Origin of the sequence: Micromonospora sp. LOL_023, assembly GCF_048060115.1 — a bacterium.
Lineage (GTDB): Bacteria > Actinomycetota > Actinomycetes > Mycobacteriales > Micromonosporaceae > Micromonospora_E.
Genome location: NZ_JBHMIM010000005.1, coordinates 127,366 through 144,730, shown reverse-complemented (window position 1 = coordinate 144,730; position 17,365 = coordinate 127,366). Strand labels below are relative to the sequence as shown.

19 protein-coding genes are annotated in these 17,365 nt (G+C 66.8%); 9 read left to right on the top strand and 10 right to left on the bottom strand.

Annotation, left to right across the window (positions count from 1 at the left end):
• Positions 1-66: 66 nt before the first annotated feature.
• Entirely contained in the window at positions 67-366 is a 300-nt protein-coding gene (locus ACFHVL_RS04765) for a hypothetical protein (RefSeq protein WP_416625836.1), read from the top strand.
• Positions 367-1,547: 1,181 nt separating this feature from the next.
• Here ACFHVL_RS04765 and ACFHVL_RS04760 read toward each other — a convergent pair.
• The gene (locus ACFHVL_RS04760) at positions 1,548-1,775 is read right to left on the bottom strand and encodes a hypothetical protein (RefSeq protein WP_416625835.1); all 228 of its coding nucleotides are present in this window, start codon (positions 1,773-1,775) and stop codon (positions 1,548-1,550) included.
• A gap of 723 nt (positions 1,776-2,498) precedes the next feature.
• Here ACFHVL_RS04760 and ACFHVL_RS04755 point away from each other — a divergent pair.
• The 4 genes from ACFHVL_RS04755 to ACFHVL_RS04740 all read left to right on the top strand — a co-directional run bounded on the left by ACFHVL_RS04755 (position 2,499) and on the right by ACFHVL_RS04740 (position 7,044).
• Positions 2,499-2,801 carry a hypothetical protein gene (locus tag ACFHVL_RS04755; RefSeq protein WP_416625834.1) on the top strand — a complete coding sequence of 101 codons (303 nt, stop codon included), beginning with the start codon at positions 2,499-2,501 and terminating at the stop codon, positions 2,799-2,801.
• Between the two features lie 119 nt (positions 2,802-2,920).
• Positions 2,921-3,223, top strand: a complete 303-nt coding sequence (locus ACFHVL_RS04750; RefSeq protein ID WP_416625833.1) for a hypothetical protein — start codon at positions 2,921-2,923, stop codon at positions 3,221-3,223.
• 363 nt (positions 3,224-3,586) lie between these two features.
• Positions 3,587-4,990, top strand: coding sequence for an IS66 family transposase (gene tnpC, locus ACFHVL_RS04745; protein ID WP_416625832.1), 1,404 nt, complete (start codon positions 3,587-3,589; stop codon positions 4,988-4,990).
• 185 nt (positions 4,991-5,175) lie between these two features.
• Positions 5,176-7,044 carry a LamG-like jellyroll fold domain-containing protein gene (locus ACFHVL_RS04740; protein WP_416625831.1) on the top strand — a complete coding sequence of 623 codons (1,869 nt, stop codon included), beginning with the start codon at positions 5,176-5,178 and terminating at the stop codon, positions 7,042-7,044.
• Between the two features lie 48 nt (positions 7,045-7,092).
• Here the strand turns inward: ACFHVL_RS04740 and ACFHVL_RS04735 are convergent, their stop codons facing one another.
• Positions 7,093-7,578 (bottom strand): MarR family winged helix-turn-helix transcriptional regulator, encoded by a 486-nt coding sequence (locus ACFHVL_RS04735; protein ID WP_416625830.1) that lies wholly within the window; start codon positions 7,576-7,578, stop codon positions 7,093-7,095.
• A gap of 118 nt (positions 7,579-7,696) precedes the next feature.
• On the opposite strand from ACFHVL_RS04735, the gene ACFHVL_RS04730 reads away from it, so the two are divergent.
• Entirely contained in the window at positions 7,697-8,071 is a 375-nt protein-coding gene (locus ACFHVL_RS04730) for a DoxX family protein (protein ID WP_416625829.1), read from the top strand.
• A 153-nt stretch (positions 8,072-8,224) separates the two neighbouring features.
• On the opposite strand, the gene ACFHVL_RS04725 is transcribed toward ACFHVL_RS04730, so the two are convergent.
• The 8 genes from ACFHVL_RS04725 to ACFHVL_RS04690 form a co-directional block, all read right to left on the bottom strand.
• Complete coding sequence (locus ACFHVL_RS04725) at positions 8,225-9,361, bottom strand: cellulose binding domain-containing protein (RefSeq protein WP_416625828.1); 1,137 nt, start codon at positions 9,359-9,361, stop codon at positions 8,225-8,227.
• Between the two features lie 405 nt (positions 9,362-9,766).
• On the bottom strand, positions 9,767-10,498 hold the full coding sequence (locus tag ACFHVL_RS04720; protein WP_416625827.1) for a GNAT family N-acetyltransferase: 732 nt from the start codon (positions 10,496-10,498) through the stop codon (positions 9,767-9,769).
• Positions 10,495-10,764 carry a DUF1778 domain-containing protein gene (locus tag ACFHVL_RS04715; protein ID WP_416625826.1) on the bottom strand — a complete coding sequence of 90 codons (270 nt, stop codon included), beginning with the start codon at positions 10,762-10,764 and terminating at the stop codon, positions 10,495-10,497. Before ACFHVL_RS04715 ends, ACFHVL_RS04720 begins: the two co-directional genes overlap by 4 nt.
• A gap of 220 nt (positions 10,765-10,984) precedes the next feature.
• Positions 10,985-11,458: a hypothetical protein gene (locus ACFHVL_RS04710; protein ID WP_416625825.1), complete on the bottom strand. Its 474-nt coding sequence runs from the start codon at positions 11,456-11,458 to the stop codon at positions 10,985-10,987.
• Positions 11,445-11,888 (bottom strand): hypothetical protein, encoded by a 444-nt coding sequence (locus ACFHVL_RS04705; protein WP_416625824.1) that lies wholly within the window; start codon positions 11,886-11,888, stop codon positions 11,445-11,447. Before ACFHVL_RS04705 ends, ACFHVL_RS04710 begins: the two co-directional genes overlap by 14 nt.
• A 347-nt stretch (positions 11,889-12,235) precedes the next feature.
• The gene (locus ACFHVL_RS04700) at positions 12,236-12,496 is read right to left on the bottom strand and encodes a hypothetical protein (protein ID WP_416625823.1); all 261 of its coding nucleotides are present in this window, start codon (positions 12,494-12,496) and stop codon (positions 12,236-12,238) included.
• A 128-nt stretch (positions 12,497-12,624) separates the two neighbouring features.
• On the bottom strand, positions 12,625-12,855 hold the full coding sequence (locus ACFHVL_RS04695) for a GntR family transcriptional regulator (RefSeq protein WP_416625822.1): 231 nt from the start codon (positions 12,853-12,855) through the stop codon (positions 12,625-12,627).
• Positions 12,856-13,155: 300 nt separating this feature from the next.
• Complete coding sequence (locus ACFHVL_RS04690; RefSeq protein WP_416625821.1) at positions 13,156-13,395, bottom strand: winged helix-turn-helix domain-containing protein; 240 nt, start codon at positions 13,393-13,395, stop codon at positions 13,156-13,158.
• A 419-nt stretch (positions 13,396-13,814) separates the two neighbouring features.
• Between ACFHVL_RS04690 and ACFHVL_RS04685 the strand changes: the two genes are divergently transcribed.
• Genes ACFHVL_RS04685 through ACFHVL_RS04675 form a run of 3 tightly spaced genes read left to right on the top strand, consistent with a single transcriptional unit; the run spans position 13,815 to position 17,161 of the window.
• On the top strand, positions 13,815-14,153 hold the full coding sequence (locus ACFHVL_RS04685; protein WP_416625820.1) for a DivIVA domain-containing protein: 339 nt from the start codon (positions 13,815-13,817) through the stop codon (positions 14,151-14,153).
• Positions 14,150-15,994 carry a hypothetical protein gene (locus ACFHVL_RS04680; RefSeq protein ID WP_416625819.1) on the top strand — a complete coding sequence of 615 codons (1,845 nt, stop codon included), beginning with the start codon at positions 14,150-14,152 and terminating at the stop codon, positions 15,992-15,994. The genes ACFHVL_RS04685 and ACFHVL_RS04680 overlap by 4 nt, the downstream gene beginning before the upstream one ends.
• Before the next feature lie 33 nt (positions 15,995-16,027).
• On the top strand, positions 16,028-17,161 hold the full coding sequence (locus ACFHVL_RS04675) for a Fic family protein (protein WP_416625818.1): 1,134 nt from the start codon (positions 16,028-16,030) through the stop codon (positions 17,159-17,161).
• The last annotated feature ends 204 nt before the right edge of the window (positions 17,162-17,365 follow it).

Genomic DNA, 17,365 nt, shown 5'->3' with positions numbered 1-17,365 from the left:
CGCACTCCGGGAGCGCCTCGCGCAAGCATTGCTGCAGGCGGGAGCTTCGTGTCGAAGGAGGCATCGATGGCGCTAGACGTAATTGTGCGCGCATATACCGGGGAGCGTATTGCGAGCTGTGAGCATTGCTCGCTAAATCGCTTGTGCGAATATGCCAGTACGGCAGGGATTCCAATGCTGGGTCATATTGACCCCTACGACGACACTATTTTTAATCGCATGCAAATGCCGCTTGTGCAGGCTGAGTTGATTGACTTGTCGCAAACGGCTCCGCCGGATATCGCTGAAGCGGCAAGGGAGCTACTGGTCCTTGTGGAGCACGTAACCGCCAAGCCTCATCGCTATTTAGTATTCAGTGGTGACTGACGTGCTCAGGAAACGCTCTTGGTCATGCGTCCAAACTGGCTGGTGACGCGATTGGGACCTACAGCATGCACTCGGTTCATCACGGCGTGCGCAGATGGGCGTGGGTGTTCGCCTGCGTTGCCGTCACGGTTGCCGTCAGTTGGCAAATCGCATTCATATTCTTCGATGGATGACTGATCGTTTCTCGTGGCGTGGTTGCTGGCGCTGCGGCTGCGCGCGACTGGATGTGACGTCGATGGTGCGGCGCGCCGGTCGATGGGTGAGCCGCGGGTGTGGAGCGTTACTGCATCGTTCTCATCTCCCGCCGCGTCGGCGATGCCGGCGTGCGCGCGGGGCCGTAGGCCTGTAGCGCGTGCGCGCGGCCCGGCTCTGCCGGGCCAGTCTTGATCCTGTAGAGCAGTTTTGAGCCAGTCGGATCTTGGTCGAGGGCCTTGGTGCGGCTGGCTTACTGCTTCGGTACGCGGCTTCGGCTGCTGCGGGAGCGCTTGGCGCCGCGACATCCCCCACCTCGGATCGCGCCGGTCGTCGATGCTTTGGTCGCCGCCGGTCGCGGCTGTCTCTCCAGGTTGCCGTCGCCGTCGCCGTCAATATTGATAACCTTCGACCAGGAGGGGTGGCGCTCTCCACGAAAGGCCAGGTGAGAGGCCAAGAAACATGGGTTACACGGCGTGACGGGGTGAAAATCCCACACGTACTATGTGATAGCCGGCAACACGCCGGTCCTCGTCCACAACTGCGGCGAGGCGGCTGATGATTTGCTTGACTTTGCGGATGAAGCTCTGAACATGGCCCCAGAAGTGCGCCCGAATGTTGCGACTAGTATTACCTCCGCGGACGGATCGCAAGTCAGGTTCGCCTATGCAATGGATACAAGGTCCGGAGTGATGCCTCCGCAAACCGCGCGAGCTGTGGCTAACTCAGGTCATCATGGTGGGTGTGGGGAAGTCGGATGCGCTATTCAGTTCGAGGAAGCGGGAATTCCTCTTGAAGGATCAACATTTCAGTCGGTCAGGATCGGTGGAGGTAGCAGGGGTAACGCCTACCAGCTTGAGGACCACGGTAGCCTGATTGGCCCTTGTCCAGCCTGTCAGCGGTTCTTGCCCCTCATAGGTGGAAGAGGGTAGGCAATGTCACTTCCGCCGGAGCTGCGGGCAGCGCTACAGAACTTGCGCAGGATTCGTTCAGAAAGGCCGGTTGGCGATTGTGATCCAGAATCGTATGCTGTCTGGCGAGACCGGATTGCGGATGCCCTGGAATCGCTGTCCGCTGTCCTGTTGTATGACGAAGATCGTCGCAAAGCCGTTGCTGAATCGGTGGCGGCGCGCAATGAGGCGGCGAATATTCGAGCCGAACTGAATAAGCCAACCTGACTTGTGGGTGATTTGTTGTGAGCCGGCGTTCTGGCCCACAAGTGCGAGCCGGAGCGATTACGTATGGTAGTGACCGACTATCACGGGATGCTGCCGGGCGCTCGGGTTGCCGTCACGGTTGCCGTCACGGTTGCCGTCACGAGCTTGGGCAGTATGTGCAAGTATCGATGTCCTTGGTGGCACGGATTGTCGCCGGCACGCCTTCCGGTGGCGTGCCGCGTAGCGGTGCGGCGTCGATCGCCGGAGGGGCGTCGTTGGCTGCCTGGTTCGGCGATCGTTGCGGCCTTGTTCTGGCGGATCAGCCACTGCTTCTGGTCGTTGGTTCGGGTTGGTGGGCGTGCGCGCGGGGCCGGAACGGCTATAGCGCGTGCGCGCGGCCCGGCGTAAGCCGGGCCGTCTTGATCCTGTAGAGCAGTTTTGAGCCAGTCGGATCTTGGTCGAGGGCCTTGTTCCGGCTGGCTTACTGCTTCGGTGCGCGGTTGCGGCTGCTGCGGGGACGCTTGGCGGGTGGCGGGGCCTCCTCCTCGTCGTCGCTGACCCGCTGGAGGTGGGGACGTCTCCCCAGGTTGCCGTCACCGTCGCCGTCAACACCGATAAGTTTCGATGCGGCGAGTTGGTGCCACACGCGAAAGGCCAGGTGAAACGCCATGAACATGTAAGTCACACTGCGTGACGGGGTGAAAATCCCACACGTACTATGTGATCGCCGGCACAACACCGGTATTGGTACACAACTGCGACTTCGCTCCGGGTGTGGCCGACATGAAGTACGACAAGCATGCACTGGGCCTCGATGATGCAGGAAATGCCACACGCAAGGCCGATATGCCCGAGTACGACTATGACGGCGGATTTGAGCAGTATGTAGACGATGCGAAGGCGCTTATGTGCGGCAGTACCTGCCCGGCTGGCGCTAGGGAAACCGTGCGGAACCTGGATGGGGCCACCACAGTTATTCGGATGGACGCAACAGGAAAGATTGGAATGCGCGTCGGCGACAGGATCACGAGCTACTTTAGGCCTGACAATCCGTTGAAGTACTTTGAGGAGCAGGCTAACCGATGAGTCTTCATGATCCTGATTTCGTAGCGGCATTCTCCCAGTTCATGCAACGTGGAGGGCGATGGCGAAACTATGAACCCGTAGAGTTGATCTCGCAGTGGTCGAATCTAGTATCGCGCTGCGTGGCTGGGTTCCTGGGCGACGTTGAGGACTACTTTAATGACTTGACGGCGCGCAGTGATCTTGAAGATGCGATGCAGGCTCAAGAGCTATCGCGATTCCCCCAGATGGCACAGTTACGCGAGGCCGTCTTGGAGTCTGATGCTAGGTTTCGGGAGATTATTGCCCCAGACGTGTTCCCGAAATTTCCCATGAGTCAATGGTGGAATCGTGGCGTAGTTCGTTACGCGGGGCGCCGTTTGGTTGAGGAACTGCGAGAGGACTATGGCGTCAGGATCGAGCCGATGGTTCGTGGCAGCGACTGAGAGTTCTGCGCGATGCCTGTCGTGCATGGTCGTGCGTCGGCGAGTGCTGCGATGTGCTCCGGTTGCTGTCACGGCTGATGTCAGCTGATCATATAGATCTGCGATCATCGATTTGAGCTCCGTAGCTCGCGTCGATGACGGGTCGGCACTGATGGGCGTGCGCGCGGGGCCGTAGGCCTTGAGCGCGTGCGCGCGGCCCGGCTTCGGCCGGGCCGCTTCTTGATCCTGTATAGGCAGAGTCAATCGGTCATGGCGACACTGTTTTGGGTTGGCCGAAAGGGACGTGGGTGGTCCGACGGTGACTGGATAGGTTCCTGATCCCGGTGGTGCTGTCTGCTGTGGAGGCTGGTAGGTTGACCAGCCATGCCCGCCGATCCGCCGCCGTCGTATGACGAGTTGTTGGCGTTGAACGCCGGGCTGGCCGCGCGGCTGGAGCAGGCGCTGACGCGGATCGCTGAGCTTGAGGCCCGGTTGAAGCAGCCGTCGAGCAACTCGTCGAAACCGCCGTCGAGTGACGGGCTGGCCAAGCCGGCGCCGAAGTCGCTGCGGGGCCGTTCGGGTCGCCGGCCGGGCCGCCCGGCCGGGGGCGAGGGCACCACCCTGTCCCAGGTGGCGGATCCGGACCTGATCGTCCGGCACGTGCCGGACATCTGTGGCGGCTGCGGTGACGGCCTGACCGACCCGGCCGAGGTGACGGTCACCCGCCGGCAGGTGTTCGACATCCCCCAGCCCCGGGTCGTGGTGACCGAGCACCAGATCGTCACCGTCGCCTGCCCGTGCGGGCACCACACCACCGCCGCGACACCCGTCGGGGCCACCGCGCCCGCCGTCTACGGACCACGGATCGCCGCGATCGGCGTCTACCTGCTCCACGGACAGTTCCTGTCCATCGGCCGCACCGCCGACGCGATCCGTGACCTGTTCGGCCTGCCCGTCGCGGCGGCCACGGTCACCGCCTGGGTCACCCGCACCGCCCTCGGCGTCATCGACACGGTGCTCCCCGTCATCCGCGACCGCATCAAGAACGCGCCGGTCGCGCACTTCGACGAGACCGGCATCCGCGTCGACGGCCGCCTCGCCTGGCTGCACTCCGCCTCCACACCCACCGACGTGCTCCTCACCGTGCACCGCCGACGCGGCACCGCCGGAATGGACGACGCCGGCGTGCTGCCCGCCTTCACCGGCGTCGCCGTGCACGACGCGTGGGCCCCGTACGACACCTACACCGACGCGGTCCACGCCCTGTGCAACGCCCACGTGCTGCGCGAACTGGTCTACGTGGTCGACACCGCCACCGGGCAGGTCGCCGACCTCGCCGGCCAGGCCGCCGCAGCCCTGCGGCAACTGAACCGCCTGACGGTCACGGCCCGCGCCGACGGCTGCGAACCCGACCCGGCCGACCTCGCCGAACAGACCCACCTGCTGCGCTCGGCCGTCGTACTCGGCGCCGAAGCCACCGCCACCCGCACCGACAAGCTGCACCGCAAGTACCACGCCCTGTTCGTGCGGCTACGGGACCGACGCGCCGACTACCTCCGCTTCGTCACCGACCCGGCCGTGCCGTTCGACAACAACCCGGCCGAGCGGACCATCCGCATGCCGAAACTCCGGATCAAAGTCTCGGGCAGCATGCGCACCATGACCGGAGCTGAACACTTCGCCGCGATCCGCAGCTACACCGCCACCGCCAGCCGACACGGCATCAACATGCTCGACGCACTCACCCGAGCCGCCGCCGGCCGCCCCTGGATTCCCACAACCGCCTGACCCACCTCGCACGCTTGCGGTATTCCAAGGTCCCACGCACCTATCCAGTCACGTCCGACGTAGCTGTCACGCCGCTGTGGAGAAATGCTACTCGAAGTGACTGCGGCCATCTATTGACGGTGATGCGATCGTTCCGTACGGTAGCGATCCACTCGACTCCGGAGTCTGGCACGGGGGAGTAGCAGATGACGGTGGATGGTCGTGGGTCCGCGCGCGGGCTGCAACGGCTTGCGGTGCTGCTCGCGATGGTGCTCGGCGGGCACGCCGTTGCCGCCGCTCCGGCGGTGGCCGGCCCGACCGGGCACGACACTGCGACGTCGAGCGGCGTCGTCGCGCCGATCGCGCCGGACATCGACTCGCCGGAGTACCTACCGATCGACGCCGACGAGCACACCAGCGCCTGCGCCCAGGACTTCGAGCATCGCGGGGCGATCGGCGTCTACGGCACCTTCACGTTCCACTCGCCGTCCCCTCAGGTCGTCGAGTACCTGTACGGCTTCAACACCAACCCGTCGCCGGACAACGTGCTGGTGCCGGCGAGCCCCGGCACGTCTGTGTCGCTGCGCTGGATGCCGATGCGCGATGGTCCGAACCTCGTCACCGTGCAGGCGGTCGACGCCGACGGATGGCGTTCACCGATCGCCAGCTGCGTGTTCGTCCTACCGACTCGGCTCGCCGCCGGCGAGTGGCCGCTCGACGACCCGGCCGGTGCCACGTCGGCGGCGGACGCGCGCGGCAACCACCCGGCGGCTGCCGGCAGCGGCGTCACGTTCGGCGTACCCGGGTCGGAGTGCGCCGACCTGGGCGCACAGTGCCAACTCGGCCGGGCGGCCCGACTCACCGGCGATGCGGCCACCAGCTACCTGGCGACCAGCAGTTCCGCGCTGATCGACACGTCGACCGGGTTCGGTGCCAGCGTCTGGGTGCGGCTGACCGACGACTCGGTCGACCGGGTCGCGGTCAGCCAGGACGGCACCGACGCGCCCGGTTTCACCCTCGGCTTCGATGCCGACAGTGGCCGTTGGGCGTTCGAGATCGCCGCATCGGACTCGCCCGCACCGGCGGTGTGGTCGGTGACCAGCACCGCGCCGGTGGTGCTCGGCGAGTGGACCCACCTGGCTGCCGCGTACGACGCGGAGTTGACGACGATGACGTTGTACGTCCACGGTGACGAACAGCCGGTGACTCAGCGTCAGTCGGTGTGGGCGTCGCAGGGCGCGGTGCAGATCGGCCGAGCCTCGACCGGCACCGGTTACACCGCCGGCTGGGCCGGGGATCTCGCCGACGTCGCGGTCTTCGACCGCGTACTGGTGTGGCACGAGGTGCGGGAGCTGTCGGCCCGGCCGCCGACGGCGCTCGGCTACTGGCCGTTGGACGAGGCCGCCAACGGTGTCAGCCCGGAGTACGGCGGCGGTGCGGACCTGCGGTTGCACGGCGATTCGCACCTTTACACCCCTGATATGGATGAGGATCCGTTCGTCGAAACCCCATTGGTCGGCGCGGGTCATCTGGTGCTTGACGGGCTCGACGACTGGGCTCAGACCGACGGGCCGATCGCGGTGACCGACCGCAGCTTCACCGTCGGCGTACGGGTGCGGCTGACCGGTCCGGGCTGCGGTGACACCGACCAGGCGGTGCTGTCCCAGGCTGGTGTCACCGCCAGTGGCTTCGTCATCCGCTGCAGTGCCGCGACGAATCGCTGGGAGCTGGTCCTGCCGCACCAGGACACCACCGACCCGGCGGCGACTGTCGTGCACGACCACCGGACGTATCCGGCAGCAGACTACTTCGGGCAGCACCTGGCGGTGGTCTACGACTCGGTGCGCCACGAGGTACGGCTCTACGTCGATGGCAGGCTCTCCGCGACCGGCACGGCCGCGTACACGGCCGGTTGGCGGGCGGGCGGCGGCCTGCAGGTCGGCCGGGCGTTGCACAACGGAAGCTTCGGCCAGTACCTCACCGGCGTCGTCGACGAGGTCCGGGTGTACACGGGAGCCGCCGACGAGATGATGATCGCCGAGATGGCAGGGATGGCGGGTGGCCCGATCGGGTGACCGTTCGCTGGGCGCGGCCTGCGTACCGGGACAGGGCGCGGGCCGGGCTCAGCGCAGGCAGGAGTCGTCGGGGTCGATGGTGGTGGTGATGCGGCGGCCGATGTCGCGTAGCTGCCGGCACTGGCCCTTGGTCATCGGGTCGAAGACGAGCCGGCGCACCTCGGCGACGTGTCCGGGTGCTGTGGCGATCAGCTTTTCCCACCCGGCGTCGGTCAGCGTGGCGAGGGTGTAGCGGCCGTCGGTCGGGTCGGGCGCGCGGCTGACCCAGCCGCGCTTCTCCAGCCGGGTGACAACTTGGGACAGCCGTGACAGTGACCCGTCGGCGATCATGGCGAGGCGGCTCATCCGCATGGTGCGCTGGGGTGTCTCCGACAGTGCGGCCATCACCTGGTACTCGAAGTGGCTGATCCCGGCGTCGCGCTGCAGCTGCCGGTCGAGCGCCGCCGGCAGCCTGGTCAGCACGCTGACAAGGGAGAACCAGGTCTCCAGCTCGTTCTTGTCAAGCCAGTGTGGCTGTTCAGGCGGGGTGGCCATGGGGGCAAGTGTAGCTTCAACCGTCAAGTGATCACGAGGGCCGCGTCACTTGACGGTTGAAGTGATCTGGGGCTAGTGTTCGCTTCAACCTTAAAGTGCATCGAAGCTGGAGACGGATATGAACATCGTTCTTTGGGTGCTTGCTGGCCTGCTCGCCGTGACCTTCCTCGCCGCCGGGCTGATGAAGGTGAGCCAGCCGAGAGAGAAACTCGTCGAGAAGGGCATGGGTTTTGCGGCCGACCTCCCGATGGGTCTGGTGCGGACCATCGGCGTGCTGGAGATCCTCGCCGCGATCGGCCTGATCCTGCCGGCGGTCACCGGCATCGCCCCGGTCTTCGTACCGTTGGCCGCCCTCGGCCTGGTCCTGATGATGATCGGTGCCGCGATCGTGCACTTTCGGCGCACGGAGTATCAGAGCATCGTTCCCAACGTGGTTCTCCTGGTGCTGGCAGCTGTCGTCGCCTGGGGCCGCTTCGGCCCGTACGCCTTCTGATCTTCCATCCATCGGGTTACGACCGAGAGATCCGTCCGCCCCGCTCACCGAGGTCGATCAGGCCACTGTGTACGGCGGTGGCGCCCACGGCTACACCGACTACCCGACCCTGGACGAAACCGCGCGAGCCTGACGACGAGCCGGCCCTGAGCCTCAGCTCGCCGGGACGATGGTGACCCGGGCGGTGGCCGGCATGCAGGAGCCGGAGTCGGTGGTCGCGGTGATTCGGGCAACGGTTCCGGCGTTGCCGGGAGCGGCGGTGATGGTGATCCGGCGCTCCCAGCTGCCGGGCGGCAACACGAGCGGGGTGACGCTGATCCCGGCGTCGGCGGTGACTGTCAGGCCCAGCCCTGGTGTGGCTGAGCAGGCCCGCAACGTGAAGTACATGGTGGCCGAGCCGCCGGCTGGCACCTGCACCGACGACGGGCAGGCGATCACCATCAACGCCGGTGGCGGTGTCACCTGCGTGAACCCGACCGGTGCCGAGTCGGCGGTCGCTGCCGGCGCGACGGTGACGACCCGGGCGAACGCGGTGTGCTGCGGGGATCCGCGCAGCGCCGGGTGGTCGGGTGGCACGTCGATGCCGTACGGGGCGCTCGTGTCGCTGCCGACCAGTTGGTTGTTGAGGTGGAACTCGACCCGGTCGATCGTTCCGACCCTGGTGCTGGCGTCGGCGGTCAGCCGAAGTGTGCAGACCGACATGAGTTGGCTGCCGTCGGTCGGGCTGGTCAGGGCAACTGTCGGCTGCGGGTCAGGCCCGGGATCTGTCCCGTCGCATGGTTGATCGTTGATGGTGCAGTCCGGATCCTGCCGGCTGCCGGCCCAGGTGCCGATGTAGCCGATCTCGACTGACCGGCCGGCGGCGATGGTGCCGTTCCACACTGCTGGGGTAGCGGTGAGGATCTTGCCGTCGACGGTCCAGATGGCGTTCCAGCCCTGTCGGAAGGTCTGGCCGGGTGGCAGGACGAACATTAGCTTCCAGCCGGTGACGGCGGTGGTGCAGTTGTTGGTGATGGCGATGTCGCGGAAGAGGCCGCCGCTGTCCGGGCCGTCCTGCCAAAAGTTGCTCTGCAACTTGACGGTCAGACATTGCGCGCTGGTGGCATCAGCGTGGACGGCCGCGGCGTCGGCCGGTGTGGCGGCGTTGGCCGGCCCGCTGGCGAACGTCGCGCCGCTGACGGCGAGAAACATCGCGGCGGCGGCGCCGACGACCGTCCGCCACCAGGCGCGACGTGGGCCGCGGCGAACATCGGCGGTACGGTGTGAAGACGGTCCGGGCGGCAGCGACATCAGTCGCTCTCCTTCGTTCGACGATCCCGTGCCGGTCCTGGTTGCCGCAGGTTCGGCACGACAGACGGAACCCTCGGGGGTGGCCACCGGCCCCGGCGCACCACCTCGGGCAATCACCATCGTTTCATCAGCAAACATCGATGTAAACGGGTCGCTGCGATGCACTGCCGATCCGTCCCGGGCGAGCTGCCCTCAGTTGTACATGTACAGGTACCAGTAGCCCTGCGGCTCGCCGGTGCGCCACTCGTAGCGGCAGCTGTAGTAGCGCCACACGCCGGCGGCGGTGAGGCTCTCGCCGAAGTGCCGACAGGCATCCAGGGTGTAGTAGGCGCCGAACTGGTAGTTGTCGGGCGCGGCGTACGACGCCGAGTCTGTGGTGGGTGCGCGCCGACTCGTTGCGCCTCGTCAGGACGGATCGACGAAGGGGTCGCGGCCGAGGGCTCTGGTGAACACCTGCCGCAGATCGATGCCGGCACTGCTGGTTCCCTGACGCTCCTGCGCCTCGGCGGCGTTGAACAACTCTTCGGCCACGCGCCGAGCCTCTGCCGCGTCGCCGACGAACGGCACTGCTTGTCCGTCGGGAAGGTTTAGGACCATTGATACCAGGCCGGACTCGGGGTTGGGCGTGACAGCCAGACTGCCCAGGCCCAGATCATTACGGGCCGTAGCCGCTTTCATCACGAGGCGATTGGGGTTGCCCTTGACCGGAGTGAACCCATAGTGCTGGTAGAACCGGGCGGCACGACGATCAAGCGCATCCACGACGATGAGCCGCCCGCCAGCCCCCTCGGATGCGATCACCAATCGAGTCAAGGCGTCGAGGAGCAGCTCGCCGCCGAGTCCTTGGCCGTGTAGTTGGCGGTGCATGGCGAGCTTCGCCAGCAGGTAGCCGGGTACATCGCTGCTGCCGTCGGCCTGCTTGTGACTCAACTCCGCTCGGACGACCTTCGTCGGCGTCGTAGCGAAGTAGGCCATGACCTTGTCCGAGCGCGGGGCAGTCCAGACGTGCGTTGCTGCGCTCCTGCTGCGCTGCGCAGCCAACGCGTGTCCGATCAGCCACTGATTGAGCGAATCGACACCGCAGTCGAAGCTACTTGTGTCGTGGTCGGGTGTGAGCCGAGTCGACTCCCAGGTCATCGCTGCGTGAACCGCCTGGGGCGCTTGGCAAGCTCGGCGAGACGAGTCGGAGCGTCCGGCTTGTCGAGGGCGGCCATCATCTCGTCGAACTGCTCCGCTGGCATCATCGTGCTGTCGCTGCGGGCAAGTACGCGGTTGGCCTCGTGCCGTGCGGCTTCAAGCACGAAGGACGTCACGGACACGTGTCGGCTCTTGGCGGCCTCAGTGATCAGCGCACTTGTGTCCGGATCTGTCCGCATTTCGATTCGTTCGGTCTTGGAAGCCATCTCGCCTCACCTCGCGCTTCAGCGTACGGCAGATGTACGGCAACCGCCACCAGATTGTGTACTCGTCAGAGGCGGCGGCCTGGTGGGTCACCGACCGCTCCCCAGCTGGCGTCGAATGGATGAGGTTCCACTCGTGGATGCTGCCCGACGCTGACCGGCGTTCCACGGCTGGGGAGCTACTGAGGGTAAGACCGTTGGGGCCTGGCTGCCTGGTGCTGGATCAGCTTCGGCTCTCGTGGGCTCTTTCGGTGGCGAGTTGGGCGTCGAGGCCGTGCTCCTCGGCGAACTCGACAGCCTTGGCAAGGACCGCCTCCAACTCATCCGTGCCGATCTTGTCCGGATCGAGGATGTAGTTGATGACCTCCAGTACGACCTCTGCCCTCACCTCCTGCGGGATCTCCTCCCGAGGCTTCGCGTCCATCACGGTGGTGATCAGCCCCTCCGTCGCGCGGGCGTCGACCGTCGTGCCCGAAGGAAGGGCGGCGCGAAGCTCCGCGACGAAGCGGATGATCTCGCCCCGGCTGGGAACCTCCGGGAACTGTCGTTGGACAGCGAGGATGAACAGCCCGGTGATCAGCGCGGCCATCCCGACCTGATCCTCGGCCGGAACGTCCTCCGAGGCGGGCACATCCTCGTCGTCGCCGGTGAGTACCGCTCTCGCCAGGACAACCGCCCCCGGACTAATCTTCTTCACTCCACTCCTCCGCGAGTTGGTCGACCTCGACGAGAAAGCGATCCAGTTCTTCTTCGGACGCATCACCGAGTAGGTGCCAAAGCACGACTAGCTCGGTCTCCAGCAAAGCGCCCTGCTCGGCATCCTCAACTTCGCCTGTCTCTCCGGTGAGCGCCGAGACGAGCATCTTTTCGGCTAGCTCAGGGTCGAGGTCGAGCTTGGTGCTCGCGAGCTTGCTGCGAATCTCGGCGACAAGTTGAATGACCTCGCCCTTGGTTGTCCGGTTTCCGAGTCTTTCGCGGGCGGCGAGGAAGAATCCAGCACCGAGCACCAGGCCGAGCTCCTGCCACCCGGCTGTGTCAAGCTGCTGGCAGCGCTCCCGGTAGATATCTGGGTCACCATGGGCTAGCTCGCGGAGCAGTTCCAGGTATGGCGTCCGGTCAGTCGTCAAGCTTCCGCCTCCGAGACTTCCTGTCGTCGAACTTCTTGAGAATGAGGGCAATTGCCGCTGCAACAACGATGGCGGCGGACTCGGCAGAGTCAGCGGCACCTGCGGTTGGGCTGGTAGGAGCTGGTGCAGTCGGATGCTGGACCGTCGACGTTGTACCCCCAGGTCCAAGCTCGGCCAACCCATCAGTGATCTTTCCGGTTACGTCACCAGCGGTCTCGGCCTCTTCAACGCTCTTCTTGGCGATTCGTCGGTGCCAGCTCTTGGGGCCTGGGCGCGGGTGGCTCCGGCGGCGGCCTGGTCCAACCGCTCGACGGCGGTGCGGAGCTGGGCGACCACGTCAGCCAGGGTCATCCGAGCGCCTTCCGGTACGCCCGGGCGTGTTTCACGCAGTTGTCGATCCGCCGGAGCACCAACTCGACCTCGTCGATCGCTGCCGTGAAGTGCTTCCGGCCTTCCTTGACGCAGTCCTGCTCGCTGTCGTGGACGGTCCGTAGCGCGAGGTCGCCGGCCTCGGCTGCCACGGTGTGCAGCTGCTCGATGAGCTTCTTGGCTTCGGCCGCGGCTCCGATGGCCTGCCCGATGCGCACCTTGACATCGTCGACCGACATGTAGCCATCCGTCCGGGCAGGGGAGCGGCGCCACCATGCGGTGTCGCGCTTCTGGTGACGTGAAGGCTACCGGTTGCTATCGACCGGAGTGACCCCGGCGATGGGCACTGTGGAGTGCGCGTGTGGTGTTATGCGGAGGACCTGTCGGCGATGTAGGTGCCGCGTCCCTGCTGGCCGATGATCAGGTTGCGGTCGTGGAGCAGGGACAGTGCGCGATAGACCGTGCCGGTGCTGACGTCGTACTCGTCGGCAAGTTTGCTGGTCGACGGCAGCTTGTCGCCGGGTGCCAGCTCGCCACTTTCGATCTTGGCAACGATGTCGTCGACGATCTGTCGGAATGACGGTTTTGCAGTTGGCATGGGGTGTCTCCAGTTGGTTCGGCACCCCCGATCCTGCCGTAGGTGGACGACTTACTGCAATAACTAGGCCAGGTTGACCATGGTGAGGCAGGGGTAGACATGCTGTAGTAAGTGCAGTAACTTGACTCGTGGTTGTCTCCGGTTGGTTCGGCAAAACGGATCGGGTGACGGCTGAGCAGGTGGTATCGCTCGCCGGGTGGCCGGCAGACGTGGACATGGGAGGGGGTGTGGCTTGTGTGTTGGCTGCCCGGCGGGGGATCGGCGAGCAGGGCACCATGATCGGATGCCAGCCCCGAACGGCTACGGCTTGCGCATCCACGTCGCTGGGTCGGTGGCGAAGATGCCCTTGCCCTGGCGGCGGTAGATGACCTCGAGTGCTTCGAGCCGCACGTTCACCAGCTGCATTGTGGACGGGCTGACCGTGTACATCTTGCAGAACTGGGCGATCGACGGCAGCTTGCTGCCGGGTGCGTACTTACCTGTGCGGATGTCGGCCATGATCTCGTCGGCGATCCGCAGGTAGTCGGGCTGGGCAGGCATGACGCTCCTGCTTGTCGGGGCTCCTCGCGTGGCACTCCAATTTGATCACAAGGAACTTGGTCCAGCAAAGAAACTTGAGTTACTCGTCTTCCTCATATAAGTTGCTGGCACGGGTGCTCCTCGCGTGGCAACGAGGTGGTGCTCGTGCCCCTGGTCGGGGCGGGTGGTGGCGCGCGCGGCCGTCCCGCCCCGACCCCCCAACCCACCACACCCACACCAGGACGGCTCCGGGTGCGTACTCGCCGAATGAGGCTGCGCATCCGGGGCAGGGGCGACCCGTCCGTGACGACACTGCTCCCGCTCGGCCGTTCTCCGGCGGGCGGGTCGCCCCATCCACCACACGGACAGTGCCGCGACATCGACCACGCCGGCCGACCCAACCCGGCGTACCCCCGAATTGGAAGAGGTGAACCCCCACCATGCGCAACCTTCTCCACCGGATCTTCAACCGACCCAGCCGCCGCCTCGCGAACGTCGCGCCGCCCCGAGTGCCCGGAACCCGGCGGCCCCGCAACGCTGGCGTGTTCCGCCGGCCGCCGCTGCGGCCCGGCATCACCGCAGGCCAGGTCCGCGACCGCCGGTTCCGCGAGGTGCGGCGCGGGCTCGACCCCGACGAGGTGTACGCGTTCCTGCACTGGATCGCCGAGGACCTCACCACGTTGCGCGACGACGTACGGCGCACTAGCGACGAGAACATCCGGATCAAGCAGGCGCTGCGTGAATGGCAGTCCGGCCAGGCGTCCCGGATGTACGCGTGACCAGCGAGCTGACCGGTGAGCCGGACACTTCGCCGCGTACCCAGTTGGTGTTGACCGTCGCGAACCTGGACACCGGCGCGGTCGCCTCCGCCGACGTGCGCCCCGGTGACATCGCACCGGAGCCGGCACCGTACGGCGGTTGGCGGATCGGGCTGCGGCCGCTGCGCGACGAGCTGGCCGCCCAGGTCAAGGCCGACCGGTCGACGCTGCATGACCTGCGGTTCCCCGACGGGGAGCCGGACTCGGACCGGGGTCTGTGGCTGACGATGCCGCCGAACTGGCATCCCGGACTGCCGGCGGCCGACCGGGCCGCCGGCGTGGCGGCGGCGCACACCACCGGGGTGACGTACTCGGCCTGGCTGATCCACCTTGGTCGCACCGTGGCGGTGCCGCCGGCCAGCGCCGACGACCTGCTGAGCCGGCTGTGCGGGCTGGCCGACCTGCTCTGTCTGGACCTGGTCGTCGAGGCCCGCTGGGGGGTGTTCCCGGCCGGCCTCAACTGGGACATCCGGTTCGAGACGCCCGGCGCGGCCGTCCCCCGTGGCCAGCACGGGTACGCGGACAGCCTGCCCGCCGCCTGCCGGCGCACCTCCATCATGGATGCTTTCGACGGGTTGGGTGAGCGGTCGTTGACGGCACCGGCGTACTTTCTGCGGCCGGGCCAGCGCTCGACGCTGCCGCCCGAAGAAGTCGACGCCGACCAGTTGGAACGGCGGATCATCCGGGACTGCGGCGTCGAGCCGCCGGTTTCCGGCGGCCCGGCTCGCGGCCCTCAGGTGGAGGCGACCGCCGGCGCGCAGGCGATCTGGCGGGACCGCCGCTGGCGGCACACGTCGCTACGGCGGATTATCGGCCCCCGGCCGGCGATCCCGGAACGGGCACCGCTGCTGCGCCGGGCCTGGCAGCCGTCGCTGCCGGCGTGGCTGGGGGAGCCGATCCCGAGCGTCGCCTGCCCGGACTGCCACGGGACCGGCTGGCGGCACCCGGTGCTGACCTGTCGGCGGTGCGGCGGCCACGGCCGGCGGTTCTTCGGCGCGGTCGTCACGGTCACCGACCTGCGCGAGCGGGTGACGCACGTCGAGTGGCGGCCGTCCCGTAGCAGTAGCGGCGATGGCGGTGCGGCCGGTGGCAACGGGCAGGCCGGTGCGGCAGGCGGCGGCGAGCTGGCCGGTGCGGTGGTGGCCAGGTGGCAGGACCAGCGGCTGCCGGAGCGGTTCCGGGTCGCCCGGTTGGCGGGCATGTTCGGTGTGCGGCCAGTGGACCTGCTCGACCTCACCGAGGAACAAGTGGTGTCGCTGAGCCTGCGCGACGGCATCGCCATGACGGCCGGCGACAACTCGGACCCGATCCGGCGGTACGTGACAGGTGCCGCCGCCGGTCGGCCTGGTGCCCGGCTGCTGGTACACGCCACCGACTGGGCCGAGCTGCCGACCTTCGACAGCTTCGCCGCGCTGGTGGTCGGGCTCGGGTTGGCGTTGCGGGTCACCGCCCGCGACCTGCCGCGCCGGGTCGACCAGCCGACGGTGACGTACGGCCTGCTGTGGAGCGTCGAGGCGGTGCCACCGACCACTGCGGTCGACGAGTCGGTGCCGGTGGACGAGCCGCTGGGCAGAAGTGTGCAGCAGGCGGTTGCTGACTGTCTGCGCTACCTGGAGTTGCCGGTGGTCGAGTCGGTGCCGGCCGATCCGGCGCAGCCGGTCCCGGTGCCGCAGCAACTTGTGCCGCCGACTGTGCCGGACATCGTCGGCCGGCTCACCGAACTGGCCGCCATCCACATCGGCCAGGTGGTCGCTGCCCACCTCGACCACGCCGGCTGCCGTTTCTGGCTCAGCCCCAGCTGACCGTGGCCCTGCTGCCATCGTCACTGTCCGCACTTGCATTTCAGCTCACACGACGTGCGGTACGGCGAGTCGTACCAGCATGTCCCCTTCCTGCCGGATCCGTTGCCGACCCGGCTCGACCTGGCGCAGCAGACCGTGCTGGCGGTCACTGCGGCGACCGCGGCCGTCGCGCGGCTCGACCAGGCTGCGGTCGGGCTACCCAACCCGATGCTGCTCGCCCGCCCCGCCATCCGCCGGCAGGCGGTCAGCACCTCGGCGATCGAGGGCACCTACACCACCCTCGACGAGGTGCTGGAGGCTGACCTGGTCGAAGCGCGGGAGGTGAGCCCGGCCGTCGCTGAGGTCGTCAACTATGTCCGGGCCGCCGAACTGGCATACGAGTGGATCAAGGACCGGCCGATCACCGTCGGCATGCTGCGACATCTCCAAAAGATCCTGGTCGCGGGTACGCCGGGGGATACCATCAATGCCGGAGACATCCGGGCCATCCAGGTCTTCATCGGGCTGAGTAGCGGGCGGGTCGCCGACGCCCGCTTCGTCTCACCGCCGCCGGGCGACCAGCTACGGGCCGGTATCGAGGCATGGCAGGACTGGATCAACACCACCGGTGACTTTCCACTGATCGTCAAGATGGCCCTCGGCCACTACCAGTTCGAGACGCTGCACCCGTTCAACGACGGCAACGGCCGACTGGGTCGGCTGATCTGCGTACTCCAGTTGGCTGCGCGCGGCGAGCTGCGCGTCCCGGTCCTGAATCTCTCGCCGTGGTTGGAGACGCGTCGGCGTGAATATCAGGACCACCTTCTCCAGCTCAGCATGACCGGCGACTTCGATCCGTGGATCCAGTTCTTCGCCGAAGCGGTACGGGCACAGGCGGTCGACGCGGCCGAGCGGATCGAGTCCCTGCTCAGCTGGCGGGAGTCCGCGATCGGTCGACTCAGGCAGGCGAGCGTCCGCGGCGTCGCGGTGCGGATCGTCGAGGACCTGATCGGCTACCCGATGATCACGCCGACCTCCGCCGCCAGGATGTATGGACTGTCCTACCCGGCGGTCAACGCCGCAATCCGGCGACTGGCCGAACTGGACATCCTGCACGAGCTGACGGGTCGCCGCTATGCCCGCGTCTTCGTCGCGCGCGAGGTGCTGCGTATCATCAGTCTTCGATAGCTGAGCCGGCGGTCGTCACGGTGAGTGGTTTAGTGGCGCGCGCCACATTTTCTGCCGAAAAGCTGACCGGGGGAGCGCTCCCACAGTGCCTGGTAAAACGGTTTAGCCTGTTCGTGGGCGGGGTGTCCTGACCGGACCGCATCGATACTCTGGGGCTGGTGTTGACTGCGGGCGCAGCGGTATCGTGCCACCCGCATCGGCGTT

Coding starts and splice junctions, on each gene's coding strand:
- ACFHVL_RS04765 (WP_416625836.1), top strand. CDS start 67: ATGGCGCTAGACGTAATTGTGCGCGCATATACCGGGGAGCGTATTGCG.
- ACFHVL_RS04755 (WP_416625834.1), top strand. CDS start 2,499: ATGAAGTACGACAAGCATGCACTGGGCCTCGATGATGCAGGAAATGCC.
- tnpC (WP_416625832.1), top strand. CDS start 3,587: ATGCCCGCCGATCCGCCGCCGTCGTATGACGAGTTGTTGGCGTTGAAC.
- ACFHVL_RS04740 (WP_416625831.1), top strand. CDS start 5,176: ATGACGGTGGATGGTCGTGGGTCCGCGCGCGGGCTGCAACGGCTTGCG.
- ACFHVL_RS04735 (WP_416625830.1), bottom strand. CDS start 7,578: ATGGCCACCCCGCCTGAACAGCCACACTGGCTTGACAAGAACGAGCTG.
- ACFHVL_RS04730 (WP_416625829.1), top strand. CDS start 7,697: ATGAACATCGTTCTTTGGGTGCTTGCTGGCCTGCTCGCCGTGACCTTC.
- ACFHVL_RS04725 (WP_416625828.1), bottom strand. CDS start 9,361: ATGTCGCTGCCGCCCGGACCGTCTTCACACCGTACCGCCGATGTTCGC.
- ACFHVL_RS04720 (WP_416625827.1), bottom strand. CDS start 10,498: ATGACCTGGGAGTCGACTCGGCTCACACCCGACCACGACACAAGTAGC.
- ACFHVL_RS04715 (WP_416625826.1), bottom strand. CDS start 10,764: ATGGCTTCCAAGACCGAACGAATCGAAATGCGGACAGATCCGGACACA.
- ACFHVL_RS04700 (WP_416625823.1), bottom strand. CDS start 12,496: ATGTCGGTCGACGATGTCAAGGTGCGCATCGGGCAGGCCATCGGAGCC.
- ACFHVL_RS04695 (WP_416625822.1), bottom strand. CDS start 12,855: ATGCCAACTGCAAAACCGTCATTCCGACAGATCGTCGACGACATCGTT.
- ACFHVL_RS04690 (WP_416625821.1), bottom strand. CDS start 13,395: ATGCCTGCCCAGCCCGACTACCTGCGGATCGCCGACGAGATCATGGCC.
- ACFHVL_RS04685 (WP_416625820.1), top strand. CDS start 13,815: ATGCGCAACCTTCTCCACCGGATCTTCAACCGACCCAGCCGCCGCCTC.